Below are 19723 nucleotides of genomic sequence, written 5' to 3' on the forward strand. Positions count from 1 at the left end.
GAAAGGTGCACCGATGCAGAGCAGATCCCCCTTTCGGCTGGCGGTCCTCACCGCCACCGCCGCCACGTTCCTGGCGTCCGGCGGCGCGTCCGGGGGGCTGGCCACCGCCGCTCCCGTGACCGCCTCGCCGGGCGTCACGGCCTGCGCCGGTGAGCAGAGCGCCGCCCGGGTCGCTGAGGGCGCCACGGCCCAGGAGCCGGAGCTGTACTCGAAGAACGAGGCCAACGCCTACGGCGTGATCAAGGATGCGCCGCGCCTGCCCAACGGCAGCGTCACCATCCCGACGGTCTTCCACATGGTCTCCGACCACCCCCTCAGCGCCGCCGAGACGACCAGGTGGAACACCCTGATCGCCGCGCAGATGACGGTGCTCAACGACTCGTTCGCCGGCCGCACGGCAACGGACGCCTCCGACACGCCGTTCCGATTCGACCTCGTCGACACCACGTGGACGGTGAACAGCGCCTGGTACACGGTCGAGCCGGGCAAGAACGAGCGGGACATGAAGAAGGCCCTCTACACCGGCGACTCCCGCACCCTGAACGTGTACGCGGCAAACATCGGCGGCGGCCTGCTCGGCTGGGCGTACTTCCCGAAGGGTTACAACAACGGCCGCGACTACATCGACGGCGTGGTGATGCTCGACGAGTCGATGCCGGGCGGCACGGCCGGCAAGTACGCCCTCGGTGACACGCTGACCCACGAGGTCGGGCACTGGCTGATGCTGGAGCACACCTTCGCGCACGGCTGCTCGGCGTCCGGCGACTTCGTCGCGGACACCCCGCGCGAGGCGGCCCCGCAGTTCGACTGTCCGGTGGGCGCGGACTCCTGCACCGCACCCGGGTTGGACCCGATCCACAACTTCATGGACTACACGCAGGACTCCTGCATGAACATGTTCACCGCCGGCCAGGCGGACCGGATGAGCGACGCCTGGGTGGCGTTTCGTTCTGGTGGCACCAAGAGCTGAACGCACCCGACGGGCACCTGAAAGGGGTTGGCGAGCCAACGGTTCGTCAACCCCTTTCGCGTACGCAGACCGAAGCGCCACCGGGAGCGCCGTTCAGCCAACCACCATCGCTGGATCTCCATCCGATCCGCTACCCCACGTAACGCTGTGGACGGTGCCGTCGCCGTCTACAACGGAGCGACGATCTTGTCGCCGACCCGGCGCCGGCCTCCGAGCACACACCGCCGCCGGGCACGGGGTATCAACCGAAGGGAGACCGCGTATGCGGTTCCGCACTCTGGCCCGCTCGGCCCTGGCAGCGACGGTGATCGCGGCGACCGGACTCGTCGCCGCCGTCGCACCCGCCCAGGCCGCGGACACCAGCACCGTTCTGCAGGGGGTGGGCACCTCGCTGACGGTGACCCGCATCCCCAACGGCGACGAGACCACCATGGTCATTCTGCCTGCGGTGTTCCCTGCCTCGGACGGAACCTTCCGCTTCACCGACGCGCCGGGTGTGCCGGGCAGCTACACGTACACCGCGCGCTGGGACGGGGATGCCACCTTCCTGCCGGCGCGGGCCGACCACCTCGTCGTGGTCAAGTAACCACTGCGTCACCGCTGATGGCCGGTCGGGGTCACAGGGCGAAGAGGAGGGCGGCGTTGAGGAGGACGACCACGGCGGTGGCGAAGTGGATGCCGAACGCTACGGCCTTCGTTCCGCCGTTGCGGAGCACGATGAACGTGTCGCCCAGCGGGACGAGCGCGACGACCAGCATGAACCACGCGACCGCGTCGGCCGTCGTGAAGGCGATCAGGGCGAGGCCGATCAGCCCGAAGGTGAGGTCCTTCAGCCCTTTGACGGTCAAATAGGCGGAGTCGCCCGGCCGCGCCGGCACGCCGTACCCGGCGGCTGCGGCCTGCGGTACCAGCAGGAACCGCGCGCCGATGAAGACGATGAACAGGCTGAGGACGACGGCGAGCCCGTAGGCCAGGGGTGACAACATGGTCCGCTCCAATTGCTAGCGCTGCTAGATGTAGGAGCGACGCTAGCAGAGCGCCGGCAGGAACGCTAGCGGTGCTAGCATCACTGGCATGTCGACTCAGACGCGCCGGGAGCGCGAGCGGGCGGAACGGGAACGCGCCATCGTCGCCGCCGCCCGGGAGTTGGCCCTGGCGGAAGGCTGGGACGCGGTGACCACCCGGCGGCTCGCCGCCGAGATCGAGTACAGCCAGCCCGTCCTCTACAGCCACTTCAAGGGCAAGGACGCCATCATGGCGGCGGTCGCCGTCGAGGGCTTCGCCGAGCTGGCCACCGCGCTGGCCTCGGCCCGCACCTCGGCGGCCGACCCCCGGCAGGCCGTCGCCGACGTCGCGGCGGCGTACACCACCTTCGCCGAGCGGCGACCCGCGCTCTACGACGCGATGTTCACCCTCGCCGTGGACCTGCCGTTCGCCAGCTCGGACGTCCCAACCGACCTCGCTCGCGGCTTCGCCGAGCTGGCCGAGACGGTCCGCCCGTTCGCCGGAAACGGCGACCTGGAGGTCCTCACCGAGACGTTCTGGAGCGGCCTGCACGGTCTGGTCACGCTGATGCGCAGCGGCAGGCTCCGCCGGGAGGGCCACGACCGACGGCTCGCGATGCTGGTCGACCGCTTCTCGCGCTGACGCGAGGCCGGCTCAGGCCTTGGTCAACTCGGGTTGCAGGAAGGCGGGGTGTCGGGGTGCTCGGGACACCCCGGTTTCCAGGAACTCGAGTCGATCAAGGCCTGAGCGCCGAGCGGGCGGTCAGTCGAAGGAAGGCAGGGACGGGCCGAGGACGTCGTCGGCGTCGACGATGGTGTACGCGTACCCCTGCTCGGCGAGGAAGCGCTGCCGGTGCGCCGCGTACTCGGTGTCGATGGTGTCCCGGGACACCACAGTGTAGAAGTGCGCCTGCCGGCCGTCGGCCTTCGGCCGGAGCACCCGACCGAGCCGCTGCGCCTCCTCCTGGCGGGACCCGAACGTCCCGGACACCTGGATCGCCACCGCCGCCTCGGGCAGGTCGATGGAGAAGTTGCCGACCTTCGAGATGACCAACGTGCGCAGCTCGCCAGAGCGGAACGCGTCGAACAGCCGTTCCCGCTCCTTGTTCGTGGTCGAACCCTGGATGATCGGCGCGTCCAGGTACTCCCCGAGCTGGTGCAGCTGGTCGATGTACGCGCCGATCACCAGCACCTGGTCCTCCGGGTGCCGCTCGACGAGCGCCTTGACCACCGGCAGCTTCGTGCGCGCGGTCGCCGCCATCCGGTACCGCTCCTCGGCCTCCGCCGTCGCGTACGCCATCCGCTCCGCGTCGGTGAGGGTCACCCGGACCTCGGTGCACTCGGCCGGGGCGATCCAGCCCTGTGACTCGATGTCCTTCCACGGCGCGTCGTACCGCTTGGGCCCGATCAGGCTGAACACGTCACCCTCGCGGCCGTCCTCGCGTACCAGAGTGGCGGTCAGGCCCAGCCGGCGGCGGGCCTGGAGGTCCGCCGTGAAGCGGAAGATCGGCGCGGGCAGCAGGTGCACCTCGTCGTAGACGACCAGGCCCCAGTCGCGGGCCCCGAACAGGTCCAGGTGGGTGAACGCGCCGCCGCGCCGCGAGGTGAGCACCTGGTACGTCGCGATGGTGACCGGGCGGATCTCCTTGCGCTCGCCCGAGTATTCGCCGATCTCCTCCTCGGTCAGCGAGGTGCGGGCGATCAGCTCCCGCTTCCACTGCCGCCCGGCGACCGTGTTGGTGACCAGGATCAGCGTGGTCGCCTTCGCCTCGGCCATCGCCGCCGCGCCGACCAGGGTCTTGCCGGCGCCGCAGGGCAGCACCACCACGCCCGACCCGCCGGCCCAGAACGCCTCGACGGCCTCCCGCTGGTACGACCGCAGGGTCCACGGCTTGCGGCCGTCCTTGCCCGCCTCGGCCAGCTCGATCGGGTGCGCCTCACCGTCGACGTAGCCGGCCAGGTCCTCCGCCGGCCAACCCAGCTTGAGCAGCGCCTGCTTGAGCCGGCCGCGCTCGGACGGGTGCACCCGGATGGTGTCGTCGTCGATCTTCTCGCCGAGCATGCCGGCGAGCTTCTTGCTCTTGGCGACCTCGATCAGCACCAGCCGGTCCAGGGCCCGCAGCACCAGCCCGTGCGCCGGGTCGTTGGCGAGCTGGAGCCGACCGTACCGGTCCATCGTCTCGGCCACGTCCACCAGCAGCGCGTGCGGCACCGGGTAGCGGGAGTACGTGATCAGGGAGTCGACGACGCCCTCGGCGTCGTGCCCCGCCGCGCGGGCGTTCCACAGCCCCAGCGGGGTCAGCCGGTAGGTGTGCACGTGCTCCGGCGAGCGCTCCAGCTCGGCGAACGGCGCGATGGCCATCCGGCAGGCCTGCGCGTCGGGGTGGTCGATCTCCAGCAGCAGGGTCTTGTCCGACTGCACGATCAGTGGTCCACCGCTCACGCCAGCGTCCTCTCCTCGGTGGGTCGTCCGGCCGGAACGGGTCGTACACCCGCCGCTGGCCGACCATCCAGTGTTGCACGATGCGGGACGGTCGAAGAAAGATGCGCACCGAGCGCAACCGTGACGGCACTCCCGAACGTCTAAGAAGGGGACGACTGTCAGGGAGGCCCCCATGAGGTGCGTTCGGATCACTTCCCGACTGGTCGCCATGGTGGTGGTCGTGCTGGTCGGGGCGGGTGGGTGCACGTTCGATCCGCAGTCCGGCGGGAGTGGTGGCGGGGGAGCCGCCCCAGCCGGTGCGGCGGAGCAGGCAACGGGGGCGAGCGGCACCTCCGTGCCCGACCAGCGCGACCGTCCCACACCGCCCACGCCCACCGGGAAACCCTCCCGCAAGCCCACGCCCAAGCCGACCCGCACGGCGCCCACGCCGCCCCCGGTCGCCGCCAGGCCGACCGTCGCCGGCTGCCCGCAGGGTCCGCACCAGCGCCAGGTCGAGACGTACCTGGCCCGGTTGGGCGGGTTCGGGGCGGTGACCGTCGACGGCCGGCAGTCCGCCGCCGACTGCGCCGCGATCAAGAAGTTCCAGAAGAGGTACGGCATTCGCCCCGTCGAGGGTCGTGCCGGGCCGACCACAGTGGACGTGGCCCAGCGCCTCGCCACCACCGACCCGGCGCGCTGCGAGGGCGGCTCCGGCACCACTTTCTGTGTGGACCTGACCCGGCAGACCGTCTGGGCGGTCCGTGCCGGCAAGGTGATCATGGCGCCCACCGTGACCCGCACCGGCATGTCCGGCTACCGCACCCCCGCCGGCACCTACACGGTCAACTTCCGCAACCCGAAGGAGTGGTCCGACCCGTACGAGGTGTGGCTGCCGTACTGGCAGCACTTCACCCAGGGGATGGGCTTCCACGAGACCACCACCTACCTGCACGACAAGGGGATCGGCTCGCACGGCTGCGTCAACCTGCTGCACGCCGACGCGGTCCGGATGTGGGAGTTGGGCAAGGTCGGTACCCGGGTGGTGCTGATGGGTCGCCGCCCCGGCACCTGAGCGACACGTTCCGGATCGGGGGGATAACCCCCTGTCCGACCGGTCCGACGAGTGTCACCCTGGAAGCCACTGCCAAACCGGGCGGGGAGGCTGGGCATGACGGTCGACCGTGACGTGATCGCGGAGCACGAGCAAGCACCACCGGACGAGGTGTCCCGGGCGACAGTGATCGCGTACGTCGTCGCCGCGACGCTCCTCCTCGGGTGGTTCCTCTTCGGTTGGCTGGTGCTCCAGCAGGGCTTCGTCGACTCGGTCGGTGAGGCCGCCGGCGCCGGCTTCGCCCTACTGCTGATCATCTCGGTGGTCGGCACCGTACGCCGCAGCCGCCGCTGACGGTCACCCCGGCCGGTCGGGCCGGCGGTTAATCCGCCACGACCGCCGCGGTGATCCGGTGCAGGGCGAAGGTGTGCAACATCTCGGTGCGCTCGTCCTCGGCCCGCAGGTAACCGGCGCCGATGGACACCGGCTTGAGCAGGCGCGACGCGGTCGCCCCGTGCGCGTCGACGTAACCGACCCAGACCAACGCCCGGTCCCGGACCGCCTGCTGGAGCACCGCCAACGCCTCGCTGTGCGTGTGCGCCGGCACCGGACCGCCGGCCAGCCCCGCCGCACCGCCACGGACCACCGCCGGTGCCCGCCGGGCCGCCCGCGCCGCCGCGTCACCCCGCCGGATGTGCTCCACCACCCCGAGCAACCGGGGCATGGGCACCTTCGGGGCGGCCAGTGGATCGACCGTCCGTGTCGTCACCGACACCCGGGCCGGTGCCCGCCGGACCCGTGGCCGGGCCAGCACCGTACCCCCGGAGCCGTCCTCCTGCACCGGGGCGTACCCCGCGTCGCGCAGCGCGCCCAGCAGTCGACCGACCTGGTACTGGGTGCACAACACCGTCGGGGCGAGCCGGCGCAGCGCCAACGGCTCCAGCCGCCGGTCGGCCAGCACCTCGCTGATCAACGCCTCGTCGTCACTGCGCAGGTACGCCCCGGCCAGCCCGACCCGCAGACCACCGTGCTTACGGGCCACGTCGTCCACCAGGTAGGTGAGCCCCTGCGGCACCGGCGTACGCGACCGACGGCGGAACACGTCGTGCAGGTCGTCGGCCGTGTAACCGGAGTCGAGGGCCCGCCGCACGCTCGCCGTGGTGACCCGGTGCACGCTGGCCCCACCGGCCGACTCCAGCTCGGTCATCGCCTCCAACTCGGCGGCGAGCGCCGGCTCGGGCGGACCGGGCACCACCACCGTCAGGTCGGCCTGCACCAGGAAGTGGTCGACCGGGGCGGGCAGCAACGCGTCCAACGCCCGCGCGGCACCGGACGGGTCGCCGCTCTCGACGTCCGCGTGCACGCCCAGCGGGTCGTCGCCGCCCCGCTCGTCGGTCGACGTCAGGTCCCCGAGCAGCAGCCGCCCGTACGAGGTGAGCGCGCCCAGCCCGGTGACGCCGAGCTGGGCGGCCTCGGCCAGCACCTCCCGGTGCGCGGCGTCGCGACCCCGGCTGCGCCGGGGGGCCCGCCAGTCCAGCAGATCCTGCACCTCCTCGGGGGTGGGTGCGCTCGCCGGCTCCAGGTCGGCGAGCACGCCGAGCACCGCGCGCCTGGTGGTCGGCGCGCCGGCCCGCTCGACCTCGGCGGAGAGCGCGGTGATCGGCCGGTCCCGGTCATCCCGCCGGCCGACCAGCCCCACCTGTCGGGTCATCGTCAGCCACGCCCGCGCCAACTGCTCCCAGCGCTGGGCCAGCGAGGCGGCCCGCCACACCTCGTACCCGCCGGTCGGGAGCACCTGCTGATCCGCCCCGTACCGGCCGGTGGCGGCGCCGGGGGTCTCCAGCTCACCGGCGAGCCCGGCGGCGTACGCGACCTCCAGCAGCAGCGCGGTGTTCGACTCGTCCAGCCCGGCCGTACGTGCCAACCGCCGCAGATCCCGTACCCCGATGCCACCCGACCGCAGCACCGGCGCCGGCTCGTCCGCCAACTGCTCCAGCAACCCCTCGGTCTGCCGTACCACCTCCATGGTCTGGCCCGCGCCGGCGGAGTCGACAGCCTTCGGCTCGCGCGGCGCGGCGGCCACCGGCGGTGGGCTGGTGCGCAGCGGCCCGAGCGGGCCACTGTCGCGGCGCAGCAGCAGGCCGACCTCGCGGGGCAGCTCGACAGTGCCGCCGGCCGTCGCGGACCCGGTCGTCACCGGGACGAGCAGCCGGTTGTCGACGAGCCAGCGCACCGGGGAGCCGGTCGGGGCGCCACCGTTCGTCGGGTCCGTGAGCAGCGGGTCCTCCGCGCCCACCGGAGGGGCCTGCAACGCCCCCGGCGGCACGCTTCCCACCGGAGGGCCGGCCGCCAGCCGGTCCAGGATCGCCCGGGCCGAGGGCGGAGCGGCCAGCAGCGTCCGTCGTAGCTTCGCCGGGTCCGCGCAGAGCGCGGCCGTGCGCGGGTCCAGCTCCGCGGCCGGCCGACCGAGACCCGCGGGGTACGGGGCGACCTCGTCGACGGCCGGCACCACCTGGAGGGCGTGCTCCGGGCCGTACAGGAGGAAGAGCGCGCGCAGCCGGCCCACGGCGGCCCGGACAGCGGTCGGGGCCGGCGGGTTGGGCCCGGCGGTCGCCATCGCGAGCACCGCGTCGGTGGCGGTGGTGGCGTCCTCCGGACTCCGGGTGAGGCGGGCCGCGTCGAGGATCTGAAGGGTGAACTGGTCCAACCCGTCCAGCGCCCGGGCCACCGAGACCCGTGACTGGGCCCGGATCGCCAGCGCCGAGACGTCGGCGGGCACGGGTACGACAAGATCGGGCCGCAGTTGCAGGAGCGCGGCCAGGGACTCGTCGGGCAGCGACCGGAGGTGGTCGGCGAGTGAGGTGGTCATCGTCCTCCCACGCTAGCCCGGCTGCGGGCTGTCGCGCCCCTCGGACGTCCGGCCGACCGGGGGTCGCCGGGTACGTTTCTGGACATGCCCGCACTGACCGTCGGATTCGATCTCGACATGACCCTGGTGGACTCCCGCCCCGGCATCGCCGCGGCCTACCGGGCGCTGACCGCGCGGACCGGCGTGCCGGTCGACGCCGAGCTGGCGGTGTCCCGGCTCGGTCCACCGCTGCGGACGGAGATCGCCCACTGGTTCCCACCGGAGCAGGTCGAGTCGGCCGTGCGCGTGTACCGCGAGCTGTATCCGGCGTACGCGATCACCCCGACGCTCCCGCTGCCCGGCGCCCGGGAGGCCGTCGACGCGATCCGTGAGCGGGGCGGCCGGGTGCTCGTCGTCACGTCGAAGGTCGGCCGGTTGGCCCGGTTGCACCTGGATCATCTCGGCTTCGTGGTCGACGAGTTGGCCGGTGATCTGTTCGCCGAGCAGAAGGCGACCGCCCTGCGGGAGTACGGCGCGACCCACTACGTCGGTGACCATGTCGCCGACATGGTGGCGGCGGCAGCGGCCGGGGTGCCGGGGATCGGGGTCGCCACCGGCCCGTGTTCGCGCGATGAGCTGCGCTCGGCCGGGGCGGCGGTGGTGCTGGATCAGCTCACTGAATTCCCAGCGGCACTCGACGGCATGATCCAGCTAGCCTTGGAGCAGTAGCGGCTCAAGTGAAGCAGGGGTTTTTCAGGTGCCTACGGGTCGAGTGAAGTGGTACGACACGGCCAAGGGATACGGCTTCGTCACGAGTGACGAGGGCGGCGATGTGTTCCTGCCCAAGGGGGCGTTGCCGGCGGGTGTCACCGACCTCAAGGGCGGCCAGCGGGTCGACTTCAGCGTGGTGGACAGCCGCCGGGGCGCACAGGCGATGGGAGTCAAGCTGCTCGACGCGCCACCGTCGATGGCCGAGCTGCGGCGTCGCCCGGCCGAGGAGCTGCACGGCCTGGTCGAAGACATGATCAAGGTGCTGGAGGCGAAGGTCCAGCCGGACCTGCGCCGGGGCCGGTACCCGGACAAGAAGACCGCGCAGAAGATCGCTCAGCTGGTCCACGCTGTCGCGCGCGAGTTGGAGGTCTGAGGCACCAGGCCGGCGGTGGCGGCCCGGTCGAGCAGTGCCGCCACCGCTGCGTGACCGGCCTCGCCCAGGTCGGCGGTGAACTCGTTGACGTAGAGACCGATGTGCCGGTCCACCACGTCCAACTCCATCTCCTGGGCGTGCGCGAGCACGTACTCCCGGCTGGCCGCCGGGTCCGCCCAGGCCTGCCGGACCGACTCGCGGACCCACCCGGCCGCGGCCTCCGGGTCCACCGCGCCCCGCCGGGCCAGGATGGCGCCGAGAGGGATCGGGAGGCCGGTGTCGGTCTCCCACCACTCGCCCAGGTCGACAAGGGCGCTCAGGCCGTGTCGGTGGTAGGTGAACCGGGCCTCGTGGATGACCAGCCCGGCGTCGTAGCGCCCGGCCGCCACCCCCGGCATGATCTCGTGGAACGGGACGATCTCGATCCGGGCTGGCGGTCGGCCGGCCGACCAGAGCCGGAACAGCAGGTACGCGGTGGTCCGGTCGCCCGGCACCGCCACCGTGGCGCCGGTCAGGTCGGTGCGGTCCGGGCCGCCGTCGCGGTCGCCCCGGGTCAGCACCAGCGGACCGCAGCCGCGGCCGAGCGCGCCACCGCAGGGCAGCAGGTGGTAGTCGTCGAGCAGCCAGGGCAGCGCCGCGAAGCTCACCTTCACCAGGTCGAAAGCGCCCCGCTCGGCCGCCGTGTTGGTGACGTCCACGTCGGCGTAGGTCACCTCGACCGGCGGCGCGTCGGGCACCCGCCCGTGCACCAGGGCGTGGAAGACGAACGTGTCGTTGGGGCAGGGCGAGATCGCCAGGGAGAGCGCCACGCTTCTCACCGTAGTCCCGCCCCGGCGGGCTGGTCGTCGTGGTGCCGCGCCTGTGACGCGCCAGGCAGCCGGCGAGGCGTCCGCCGGTTGACGTCGCTGCCGGTTGACGTCGCAGCCGGTTGCTGTCGCGGCGTCGGGCCGGGAGGTTTGCTGCCTCTGCGGCGCCCTGTAGAGCTGCCCCATATCCGGGGCGTCGGTGTTCGCTCCACACCCGGGGCACCGGTGTTCGCTCCGCTGTCCGTGCCACCGGTGTTGGCTCCGCTGTCCGTGCCACCGGTGTTGGCTCCGCTGTCCGTGCCACCGGTGTTGACTCCGCTGTCCGTGCCCGCTGACCCGCGCCCCCTTTCGTGGGGCAGCTCGACAGGCGCTGACTGACAGGTATTCACAGCTGCGGCGGCATTATCCACAGGGTTATCCACAGGTGGGCGGGGTGCTGTTGACGACGCCCGTCGAGCGGCAAAGCATGGAACGGGTGGCTGACGACAGGGATTCGATCGATGTCGGGGCGATCCTGAGAGGGCTCCGACGGTGTGCCGACCTCAGTCAGCGTGAGTTGGCCGAGCTGGCCGGGGTGCCGAAGAGCACTGTGGCACGGATCGAGGGGGGACACGGTGCGGGTCCGGCATTCCAGACCGTGGAGCGTCTGGTCCGCGCCGCGGGCGGAGAGCTCACCCTCACGTTGCCGGGTGCGTGCCCGCCCGGTCTGGCCGGCGGCTCGCCGCTCCGGCGGAACGATAGGGCAGGGGAGCCGTCGGACGAGCTGCGGGACGAGGCTGGTCGCCGGTATCCGGCGCACCTTGACGTGCGTCAGGTGCGCACCCTCAAGGACTGGCCGGGCGCCTGGTGGATGCACTCGTACACGCTGCCGCAGCGGTTGTGGCCGGTACGCGTTCCGGAGCTGACCTACGACCTGGACCGAGTGCGGCGCGACGAACGGCGGTCCCGGGAGCGGACGCGCGCCCGGGTGCGATGTCGACGTGCCGTCGAAGGGCTGCCGGCCACATCGTGGCGCTTACTCGCCGAAGTGCCCGAAGCCGGGCCGGTCGGTGAGCTCAGGGCTCATGAGCGAAGCTTCGACCTCCTGCTCGGCGAGGACTGGGGTGACCGACGTGAGCTGGTGTTGGAGGGCATCGTCGTCGCTCCGGGGCTGCGGGGCCTGGGCATCGGGCGTCAGCTGATCGGGCTGCTCGCCAAGGAGATGGCGGTGGCCGGCATCCGGACCACTCACGCGGTAGCCCAGGCCGGCAACGTCGAGTTCCTGCTCGCCTGCGGGTTCGAGCTCGCAGGGGCGCGTCCGTCGGCACTCACCCTCGACGTTCGACCACCCGGGGTGTAGTCAGCGCAGAGCTGGGGCTGCCGTGGTCAGGGCGGTGAGGGCCTCGTGCAGCCGCCACGCGTTCCGGTCGCGGGGCCCGATCGGGTTGGAGATCGTGCGCAACTCGGCGAAGGGCAGCCCGGCCTGCGCCGCGGCGACCGCCACGCCGTACCCCTCCATGGCCTCGGCGACCGCCTCCGGGTGTCTGCGACGCAGCTCGTCGGTGCTGCTGGCGGTGCCGGTGACGGTGGTGACGGTGAGCACCGGGCCGGTCGTGGCGCTCGGCAGGGCGGCCCGCAGCGTCGCCAGCAGGTCCGGGTCGGCCGACACCAGGCTGCCGGCGCCGAGCAGCGCGGGGGGCATGCCCAGATCGTCGACGGGGATGAAGCCGTCCGGTGACTCGGCACCCAGGTCGGCGGCGACGCTGGCGGTGCCGAGCACCGTGTCGCCGACCTCGGCCCGGCCGGTGAAGCCGCCGGCCACGCCGGCGCTGACCACCGCGCGGTACGGGCGACCTGTCGCCTCGGCCAGCGCCAGCAGCCGGGCGGTGGCGGCGCCGGCGACCGCTGGACCCACACCGACCGGGGTGACGGTCACCGTCGCGTCGGTGAGGCCGGCGCGGATCGCCTCCGCCTCGGCGGGCACCGCCGTCACCACCAGCAGGCCGCTCACGACACTGAGCCGGGGGACTCCCGGCGGGTGTCCTCGTCCGCCGCCCCACCCGGGCCGCCGACAGACGAGGACGGACGGTAGATGTGGTAACCGGGTGGCGCCGGGCTCGGGTCGTCGTACTGTCGTGCGCCGGCCTGGGCCGGTGCGGGCGAGGTGGGGGCCGGGTCTCCGGGCTCGTCCGCCGCCTCGGCCTCGGCCAACTCGTCGTCGCCGAGGGGTCGGCCGGCAAGCTTCTCGCCGCGTAGCCGGGCTGCGATCAACACACCCCGGATCGCGGCCAACACCCCGACAGCGGCGGCGACGGCGATGCCCATCCGACCGTTGAACGGCACCAGCCCGAGCCCACCACCGGCAACGAAGGCGAGCATCAGCACCGTCTCGGAGTGGGCGAAGGAGCTGGCGCGCAGCCGCTCCGGGATGCGCTCCTGGATGGAGGCGTCCACGGCCAGCTTCGCGATGCCGCTGACCAGGGCGGCGACAAGGCAGAGCAGGGCGACCATCGCCAGCGAGAACTGGATGACGGCGAGCACCCCCACCCCGGCCACGATGATCGAGCTGCTGGACTGGATGGCGGTCGGCCGGTGGATCCGCAGCCGGGTGCCGATGGCGGTGGCCAGGAAGGTGCCGACCGCGAGCGCCCCGCCGACCACACCCAGCGCCCACTCGGCGCCCAGGTCCCGGCCGAACACCACAGTGGTGAGGTCGCCCTTCTTGATGGCGAAGGCGAGGAAGAGCAGCAGGAAGCCGTACAGGGCGCGGGACGTCGCGGCACCGATCAGGGTGGCGATGACCAGCCGACCGGCCGGACGGCCACGGCCCAGAGGTCGGTCACCGCCGCGGCGGCCCAGCGCGCGCAGCGGTCGGGGGACCCGCTCCGGCGGCTCCGAGTCGGCCTTCGGTGGCAGCCTCAGCGAGATCACCATGCCGACCAGGAAGATCACCGACGCTACGCGCAACGGCCACTGCGGCCCGAACCAGAACGCGGCCAAGCCGATCGGTGCCACCAGCGCGCCCGCGACAGTGCCGTACACGCTGGCTCGGGCACCCACCTGGGACAGGCCGAGGCCCTCCGGAAGGAGCCGGGGCACCGCCGCTGAGCGGGCCACGCCGTACGCCCGGGACAGCGCGAGCACCCCGAACGCGGCGGGATAGAGCCCGAAACCGTGGATGTAGTCGGAGATCAACCAGGCCAGGAAGGCGCGGCCCAGCATCGTGGCGGCCAGAGCGTACCGCCGGCCGTGCCGGAAGTGGTCCAGCAGCGGGCCCACCACGGGGGCGAGCATCGCGAACGGCACCATGGTCACCAGCAGGTAGAGCGCTACCTTGCTGCGGGCCTCGCCGAGCGGCACGTTGAAGAAGATCGTCCCGGCCAGCCCGATGGCGATCAGCGTGTCCCCGGCGCAGGAGAGCGCGTGCAGATCGAACAGGCGCACCATGCCGACCTCGCCGCCGGCGCCCCGGGCGCGGGCCCGACCGGCGCTACGGGTCACCCAGCGGCCGCTGCCCACCGAACCACGCAGCAGCAGGCGGACGGCACGGATGGCGGTGCCGACGGTCCGCCCGAGGAGGGATCGCTCGGAGCGGGAGTACGACGGCATGTGCACCATCCTCGCCCATCTGATCCGGGTACGCCGCACCACCGCGGGGAAAGGTTCCCCGGGAGTCAGTGTCACCCGTGCGGGGCGCATGGGGAACAATGGTGGGGTGACCAGGCCCGCCTCCACCCGCGCCGCCCGTCTCGACCAGGTCTGCGCCGCCGCCGTCGAGGTGGCCCGCGCCGGCATCACCGAGGTGGACGCCGACGACGTCGGCGATCACCTGCAGGTGGTGGCCGAGGGCGATCGGCTGGTCACCCACTACTTCGAATGCCTTCTCGCCGGTTACCGCGGCTGGCGGTGGGCGGTCACCGTCACCCGGGTGCCGCGGAGCAAGACGGTGACCATCTGCGAGACGGTGCTGTTGCCCGGCCCGGACGCGCTGCTCGCGCCCGGCTGGCTGCCCTGGCAGGACCGGCTCAAGCCGGGCGACCTGGGCCCCGGTGACCTGCTGCCGACGTCGCCGGACGACGACCGGCTGGTCCCCGGCTACCTGCTCTCCGACGACCCGGCGGTCGAGGAGACGGCCTGGGAGCTGGGCCTGGGGCGAGCGCGGGTGCTCTCCCGGGAGGGTCGCATCGACACCGCGCAGCGCTGGTACGACGGTGACCACGGGCCGGCCGCGCCGATCTCGACCGCCGCGCCGGCCTCCGCCCGCTGCGGCACCTGCGGCTTCTACCTGCCGTTGGCCGGCGCGATGCGCCAGGCGTTCGGGGCGTGCGGCAACTTCTACGCCCCCGACGACGGCCGCGTGGTGAGCGCCGACCACGGGTGCGGCGCCCACTCCGAGACCCTGATCGAGGCGGCCGAGACCGCTGTGGAGGAGCTACCCACCGTGTACGACGACAGCGCCGTGGAGGCGATGTCGGTCAGTCGGGCGCCGGGTTCCGTCGAGGCCACCGAGCCGGCGGAGCCGTACGGGCACTCCTGAGCGCGCCCGGCGCGCCCCCGGCGGGGTCAGCGCGCGCGGCGGCGGCGTCGGTTGGCGTCGTGCCGCATCATGACGGCCAGCCCGGGGAAGCCCCAGAGGAACCCGGCGAGACAGGTCCAGAGCCAGTTCTGGTGACCGTTGTCGGTCAGCCAGTCCCGGAAGAAGATCAGCAGGACCAGCCCGGCGACCGCCCACGCGACCAATCCGGCGAGGGCGAACGGCACCATCGGCGGGTCCAGTGGCGCGGGCCGCGGTGGCTGCTCGTCCGGCATGTGGCAAGCGTACGCGATCGACTTCCCCTGCCCGCCGCTGATCTGGGACGATGCGCGCGTCAACCGGAAGATCACCTGCGAGGACCTGATGGCAGTAGCGCCGCCCGAGAACGGCACACCTCCCGACCCCGCTCACCCGCGTAACGGCTTCGACCGGTTCTTCGAGATCTCCGCCCGTGGCTCGACGCTGAGCCGTGAGGTACGCGGTGGTCTCGCGACCTTCTTCACGATGGCGTACATCGTGGTGCTCAACCCGCTGATCCTGGGTGGCGCCGTCGACGGGGACGGCAAGACCCTTCCGATTCCCGCGCTGGCCGCCGCCACCGCGCTGGTCGCCGGCCTGATGACCATCCTGATGGGCGTGGTCGGCCGGTTCCCGCTGGCGCTGGCCGCCGGCCTGGGCGTGAACGCCCTGGTGGCGTACGAGATCGCGCCCGAGATGACCTGGGCCGACGCGATGGGCCTGGTGGTGATCGAGGGTGTGATCATCGCGGTCCTGGTGCTGACCGGCCTGCGGACGGCGGTGTTCCGCTCGGTGCCGACCCAGCTGAAGACCGCCATCGGCGTCGGTATCGGCCTCTTCCTGACCATCATCGGTCTGGTGGACGCGGGCTTCGTCAGGCGTCTCCCGGACGCCGCCAACACCACGGTCCCGGTCGGCCTGGGCATCGGCGGCAAGCTGGTGAGCTGGCCGCTGCTGGTCTTCGTGGTGGGCCTGCTGATCACGCTGGTGCTGGTGGTGCGCCGGGTGAAGGGCGCGATCCTGATCGGCATCCTCGCCTCCACGGTGCTCGCCGTGATCGTGGAGGCGATCGGCAACATCGGTCCCTCCTTCGTCGACGGCAAACCCAACCCGAAGGGCTGGGCGCTGAACGTGCCGGAGTTGCCGAAGACGGTGGTGGACCTGCCGGACCTGTCGCTGCTCGGCAAGTTCAACGTGCTCGACTCGTGGGGCCGGGCCGGCTGGGTCGTCGTGCTGATGTTCGTCTTCACGTTGTTGATCACCGACTTCTTCGACACCATGGGCACGATGGTCGCCGTCGGTCAGGAGGGTGGCCTGCTGGACGAGAAGGGCACTCCGCCGAGGGCGAAGGAGATCCTGCTCGTCGACTCGATCGCCGCGGCGGCCGGCGGTGCGGCCAGCACCTCCAGCAACACGTCGTACATCGAGAGCGCCGCAGGCGTCGCGGAGGGCGCGCGGACCGGGGTGGCCAACCTGGTCACCGGCGTGCTCTTCCTGCTCGCGATGTTCCTGGCGCCGCTGGTGGTCGTCGTGCCGTTCGAGGCGGCCTCGACGGCCCTGGTGGTGGTCGGCTTCCTGATGATGACGGCGGTGCGGACGATCGACTGGTCCGACTACGAGATCGCCATCCCGGCGTTCCTCACCATCGTGCTGATGCCGTTCACCTACTCGATCTCCAACGGGATCGGCGCCGGCCTGATCACCTTCGTGGTGGTCAAGCTGGCCCGGGGCAAGGCTCGGGAGATCCACCCGCTGCTGTACGGGGTGGCCGCCCTGTTCGTGCTGTACTTCCTGCGCGGGCCGATCGAGTCAGTGGTTCTCTGACCTCCCTCCGGGCGGGGAGTCGATCGGGATTCCCCGCCCGGAACAGCTAAAACGTCCTCGTGAGCCTGGTCATAACCGATGTCGTTAGCCAGGCTCATTAGTTAAGCTAACTAACGTGACGGAGCGGACGGTGACGGCGAAACGCGTGCCACCGGCGCAGCTGGCTCCCCAGCTGCGTGATGCGATCACCCGACTCAACCGGCGGGTCCGCCAGGCCCGGCCGGTCGGCGACCTCACGGTCACCCAGGTCTCCGCGCTCACCAGCCTGCGGCTGGCGGGCGCGATGACACCCCGGGAACTGGCCGACGTGGAGCGGGTGCAGCCGCCGACGATGACGAAGATCATCGGGAAGTTGGAGGACCGTGGCCTCGTGCGACGGACACCCCACCCGACCGACGGGCGACAGGTCATCCTCGCGGCGACCGAGGGAGCGCAGGCCGTGCTCGACCAGTTCGAGCGGGCCCGCGACGAGTGGCTGGCCCACCGGCTGGCCGCCCTGGACGAGGACGAACGGGAGACCCTGCGGAGGGCCGCCGAGATTCTCCAGCAGCTCGCTCGCGCCTGAGCCGTACCCGCGCCACCGGGTCCGTGCCGTCACCCGACGATGACGCGTACGTTCCGGAGGAGGCGCACCAAGAGTGCAGGCGAAGCTGAGCACGATGTTCCAGTCCTTACAGGTCCGCAACTACCGCCTCTTCGCGTCCGGGCAGTTGATCAAGTTGGTCGGCGTCTGGATGATGTTCATCGCCCAGGACTGGCTCGTCCTCGACCTCTCCGACAACTCGGCCACCGCGCTCGGCGTGGTCACCGCCTGCCAGTTCACCCCGGTGCTGCTGCTCACCCTGTTCTCCGGGCGGCTCGCCGACCGGTACGACAAGCGGGTGCTGCTCTTCGCCGCCAACTCGCTGTGGAGCCTGCTGGCGCTCGGCATGTCGGTGCTGGTCCTCACCGACCTGGTGCAGCTCTGGCACGTCTTCGCCTTCGCCGCGCTGCTCGGCACGGCCAACGCCGTGGAGACCCCGGTCCGTCAGGCGTTCGTCTCCGAGCTGGTCGGCACGCCCCTGCTGCCCAACGCGCTCTCGCTGAACGCCGCGGTGTTCAACTCCGCCCGGATCGTCGGCCCGGCCGTCGCCGGTCTGGCCATCGCCGCGTTCGACGTCGGCCCGGTCTTCCTGTTCACCGCCCTCAGCTCCGTCGCGCCCCTGGTCAACGTGGTCCGGATGCGGACCGCCGAGCTGCACCGCGACGCGCTGCCGCCGCGCGACGAGCGGGCGTCCGCCCGGGTGGTCGACGGCCTGCGGTACGTCTGGCGTCGGCCGGATCTGCTGCTGCCGATGGCGGTCATGTCGGTGATCGGCATGTCGTTGTTCAACTTCCAGCTCACCCTGGCGGCCCTGGCGAAGACCGTGTTCAACACGGGCGCCGCCTCCTTCGGCCTGTTCAGCACCGCGCTCGCCGTCGGCGCGCTCGGCGGCGCGCTCAGCGGCACCGGCCGGCGCAGCCGTCCCTCGGTCTGGCTGGTGCTCGGGGCCGCGATCGCCTGCGCCAGCTTCGGCACCCTGGTCGGCTTCGCCGGGACGTACTGGCTGGTAGTGGCGCTCCTCGTGCCGACCGGCTTCTTCATGGTCTTCTTCGCCCAGGCCGCCAACCAGCGGGTTCAGCTGGGCGTGGACGCGGCGTTCCGGGGACGGGTGATGGCGCTGTGGGTGCTGGTGTTCCTGGGCACCAACCCGGTCGGCGCGCCGCTGATCGGTTGGGTGGCGGAGCACTTCGGCGCCGGTGCCAGTATCTGGATGGGTGGGCTGATCTCGTTGGCCGCCGCGCTGGTCGCGCTCACCTGGGAGCTGCGTCGCTCCGGTGCCCGACTGCGTTTCCGGGTGCTGCCGATGCCGCGCTTCTACGTGACGTCCACCGACTGCTGAGTTCCACCCGGCCGGCGGGCCGCATCCGTGGGGCGCTTTGCGCGGATGCGGCGAAACCGCTGGCGGGGTGGCACGGCGGGGCTTAGCGTCGATGTGTGGGAGTCGAACGCGCGCTGCTGCTGGCCCTGGCGCTCCTCGCCGTGGCCAGTCTGCCGGCGGCGTTCGCCCTGGTCTTCTGCTATGACGAGATCCTCGACCGGGTGGTCTGCGGCTGGTCCGAGTGGCGGGAGCGTCGACGGGAGCAACGCACCATCGCCCGCCTCGACCGGGCCGTCGAGGCCGACGCGTTGACCCGGGACATCGACCTCAGCGAGTTCGAACGTGCCGACCGGCGGCCCCTGGAGCAGATCGCGGCCGACCTGCGCCGCATCGGTGGCCAACGGCTCGGTGGCGGCGGTCGGCCGATGGTCTGGCACGGTGCGCTGGTCCAGGCGTACGACGACCGGCTCCGCCTCGCCTGCCGCGCTCTCGGCATCACCGAACACCTCGCCGACCTCGACGGTGTCGACCAGGAGATCGAGCGGGTCCGGGTGGAGGGATTGCTGCACGCCGCCGGGTTGGCCCTTCCGGCGGCTCGGGCCGGGCACCGGCAGCGGCACCGCTGAGCGGCCGGCCCCGGTGCGGCTGTTCGTCGCGGTCGACCCGTCCGCTGTGGCCGTCGACCACCTCGGCACGCGACTGGCCCGGATGCGCGTCGCGGCGGCGACCGCCGCCGGCCTCGACGTCCGGCTCGCCGACCCCGCCGACCTGCACGTCACTGTGGCGTTCCTCGGCACGGTCGGTGCCGACCGGCTGGTCGAGTTGGAGAGCGCGCTCGGGCTGGCCGCCTCGTGGTTCCGCGCCGCACGGCAGGGCGTACCCCGGTTGCGTCTCGGCGGCGGTGGACGCTTCGGCCGGGACCGGTCCACAGTGCTCTGGGTGGACCTCCGGGGCGACGTCGAGGCGCTGCACCTGCTGGCCGGGCAGGTCCGGACGCGGCTACGGCACGCCGGCCTGGCGTACGACGAGAAGCCGTTCCGACCGCACCTGACCATCGCCCGGCCGGGTGACCGGATGACCCCGGCCGACATCGAAGCCGATCGGGCCTTCCTGGACGGGTACGAGGGTCCGGAATGGTCGGCGTCCGAGCTGCTGCTGATGCGCAGCCGCCCCGGCTCCCGGCCGCGTTACGAACGGATCGCCGCCTGGGCGCTCTGACGCG

21 protein-coding genes are annotated in these 19723 nt (G+C 72.1%); 14 read left to right on the forward strand and 7 right to left on the reverse strand.

Annotation, left to right across the window (positions count from 1 at the left end):
* Positions 1 to 13 precede the first annotated feature (13 nt).
* Complete coding sequence (locus O7634_RS11700; RefSeq protein ID WP_278150156.1) at positions 14 to 970, forward strand: zinc metalloprotease; 957 nt, start codon at positions 14 to 16, stop codon at positions 968 to 970.
* Positions 971 to 1232: 262 nt separating this feature from the next.
* Positions 1233 to 1556, forward strand: coding sequence for a hypothetical protein (locus O7634_RS11705; RefSeq protein WP_278150157.1), 324 nt, complete (start codon positions 1233 to 1235; stop codon positions 1554 to 1556).
* Between the two features lie 31 nt (positions 1557 to 1587).
* Here O7634_RS11705 and O7634_RS11710 read toward each other — a convergent pair whose 3' ends face one another.
* On the reverse strand, positions 1588 to 1956 hold the full coding sequence (locus O7634_RS11710) for a DUF4267 domain-containing protein (RefSeq protein WP_278150158.1): 369 nt from the start codon (positions 1954 to 1956) through the stop codon (positions 1588 to 1590).
* An 88-nt stretch (positions 1957 to 2044) separates the two neighbouring features.
* On the opposite strand from O7634_RS11710, the gene O7634_RS11715 reads away from it, so the two are divergent.
* The gene (locus O7634_RS11715) at positions 2045 to 2617 is read left to right on the forward strand and encodes a TetR/AcrR family transcriptional regulator (protein ID WP_278150159.1); all 573 of its coding nucleotides are present in this window, start codon (positions 2045 to 2047) and stop codon (positions 2615 to 2617) included.
* Positions 2618 to 2737: 120 nt separating this feature from the next.
* Here the strand turns inward: O7634_RS11715 and O7634_RS11720 are convergent, their stop codons facing one another.
* Entirely contained in the window at positions 2738 to 4417 is a 1680-nt protein-coding gene (locus O7634_RS11720; protein WP_278150160.1) for a DNA repair helicase XPB, read from the reverse strand.
* A 172-nt stretch (positions 4418 to 4589) separates the two neighbouring features.
* On the opposite strand from O7634_RS11720, the gene O7634_RS11725 reads away from it, so the two are divergent.
* Positions 4590 to 5468 carry a L,D-transpeptidase family protein gene (locus O7634_RS11725; RefSeq protein ID WP_278150161.1) on the forward strand — a complete coding sequence of 293 codons (879 nt, stop codon included), beginning with the start codon at positions 4590 to 4592 and terminating at the stop codon, positions 5466 to 5468.
* A 96-nt stretch (positions 5469 to 5564) separates the two neighbouring features.
* The gene (locus O7634_RS11730) at positions 5565 to 5801 is read left to right on the forward strand and encodes a hypothetical protein (protein WP_278150162.1); all 237 of its coding nucleotides are present in this window, start codon (positions 5565 to 5567) and stop codon (positions 5799 to 5801) included.
* 28 nt (positions 5802 to 5829) lie between these two features.
* Here O7634_RS11730 and O7634_RS11735 read toward each other — a convergent pair whose 3' ends face one another.
* Entirely contained in the window at positions 5830 to 8316 is a 2487-nt protein-coding gene (locus O7634_RS11735) for a helicase-associated domain-containing protein (protein ID WP_278150163.1), read from the reverse strand.
* A gap of 84 nt (positions 8317 to 8400) precedes the next feature.
* Here O7634_RS11735 and O7634_RS11740 point away from each other — a divergent pair, with 84 nt between their 5' ends.
* On the forward strand, positions 8401 to 9024 hold the full coding sequence (locus O7634_RS11740; protein ID WP_278150164.1) for an HAD family hydrolase: 624 nt from the start codon (positions 8401 to 8403) through the stop codon (positions 9022 to 9024).
* Positions 9025 to 9052: 28 nt separating this feature from the next.
* Positions 9053 to 9439, forward strand: coding sequence for a cold shock domain-containing protein (locus O7634_RS11745; RefSeq protein ID WP_088986676.1), 387 nt, complete (start codon positions 9053 to 9055; stop codon positions 9437 to 9439).
* On the opposite strand, the gene O7634_RS11750 is transcribed toward O7634_RS11745, so the two are convergent.
* Positions 9400 to 10248 (reverse strand): 1,4-dihydroxy-6-naphthoate synthase, encoded by an 849-nt coding sequence (locus O7634_RS11750; protein WP_278150165.1) that lies wholly within the window; start codon positions 10246 to 10248, stop codon positions 9400 to 9402. The genes O7634_RS11745 and O7634_RS11750 overlap by 40 nt on opposite strands.
* Before the next feature lie 472 nt (positions 10249 to 10720).
* Here O7634_RS11750 and O7634_RS11755 point away from each other — a divergent pair, with 472 nt between their 5' ends.
* Positions 10721 to 11584: a GNAT family N-acetyltransferase gene (locus O7634_RS11755; protein ID WP_278150166.1), complete on the forward strand. Its 864-nt coding sequence runs from the start codon at positions 10721 to 10723 to the stop codon at positions 11582 to 11584.
* Here O7634_RS11755 and O7634_RS11760 read toward each other — a convergent pair whose 3' ends face one another.
* Both O7634_RS11760 and O7634_RS11765 read right to left on the reverse strand, forming a co-directional pair.
* Positions 11585 to 12235, reverse strand: coding sequence for a futalosine hydrolase (locus tag O7634_RS11760; RefSeq protein ID WP_278150167.1), 651 nt, complete (start codon positions 12233 to 12235; stop codon positions 11585 to 11587). It abuts the gene before it with no gap.
* Entirely contained in the window at positions 12232 to 13833 is a 1602-nt protein-coding gene (locus O7634_RS11765) for an MFS transporter (protein WP_278150168.1), read from the reverse strand. The genes O7634_RS11760 and O7634_RS11765 overlap by 4 nt, the downstream gene beginning before the upstream one ends.
* 88 nt (positions 13834 to 13921) lie before the next feature.
* On the opposite strand from O7634_RS11765, the gene O7634_RS11770 reads away from it, so the two are divergent.
* The gene (locus O7634_RS11770) at positions 13922 to 14761 is read left to right on the forward strand and encodes a DUF3027 domain-containing protein (RefSeq protein ID WP_278150169.1); all 840 of its coding nucleotides are present in this window, start codon (positions 13922 to 13924) and stop codon (positions 14759 to 14761) included.
* A gap of 26 nt (positions 14762 to 14787) precedes the next feature.
* On the opposite strand, the gene O7634_RS11775 is transcribed toward O7634_RS11770, so the two are convergent.
* Complete coding sequence (locus tag O7634_RS11775; RefSeq protein ID WP_278150170.1) at positions 14788 to 15033, reverse strand: DUF2530 domain-containing protein; 246 nt, start codon at positions 15031 to 15033, stop codon at positions 14788 to 14790.
* Between the two features lie 88 nt (positions 15034 to 15121).
* Here O7634_RS11775 and O7634_RS11780 point away from each other — a divergent pair, with 88 nt between their 5' ends.
* The 5 genes from O7634_RS11780 (at position 15122) to thpR (ending at position 19719) form a co-directional block, all read left to right on the forward strand.
* Complete coding sequence (locus tag O7634_RS11780; RefSeq protein WP_278153946.1) at positions 15122 to 16600, forward strand: NCS2 family permease; 1479 nt, start codon at positions 15122 to 15124, stop codon at positions 16598 to 16600.
* A 115-nt stretch (positions 16601 to 16715) separates the two neighbouring features.
* Complete coding sequence (locus O7634_RS11785) at positions 16716 to 17165, forward strand: MarR family transcriptional regulator (protein WP_278150171.1); 450 nt, start codon at positions 16716 to 16718, stop codon at positions 17163 to 17165.
* A gap of 73 nt (positions 17166 to 17238) precedes the next feature.
* Positions 17239 to 18522 carry an MFS transporter gene (locus O7634_RS11790; protein WP_278150172.1) on the forward strand — a complete coding sequence of 428 codons (1284 nt, stop codon included), beginning with the start codon at positions 17239 to 17241 and terminating at the stop codon, positions 18520 to 18522.
* Positions 18523 to 18617: 95 nt separating this feature from the next.
* Positions 18618 to 19127 (forward strand): hypothetical protein, encoded by a 510-nt coding sequence (locus O7634_RS11795; protein WP_278150173.1) that lies wholly within the window; start codon positions 18618 to 18620, stop codon positions 19125 to 19127.
* A 13-nt stretch (positions 19128 to 19140) separates the two neighbouring features.
* Positions 19141 to 19719 carry an RNA 2',3'-cyclic phosphodiesterase gene (gene thpR / locus O7634_RS11800; protein ID WP_278150174.1) on the forward strand — a complete coding sequence of 193 codons (579 nt, stop codon included), beginning with the start codon at positions 19141 to 19143 and terminating at the stop codon, positions 19717 to 19719.
* Positions 19720 to 19723: the final 4 nt, after the last annotated feature.

This window comes from Micromonospora sp. WMMD1120 (assembly GCF_029626235.1).
Classification (GTDB): Bacteria; Actinomycetota; Actinomycetes; order Mycobacteriales; family Micromonosporaceae; genus Micromonospora.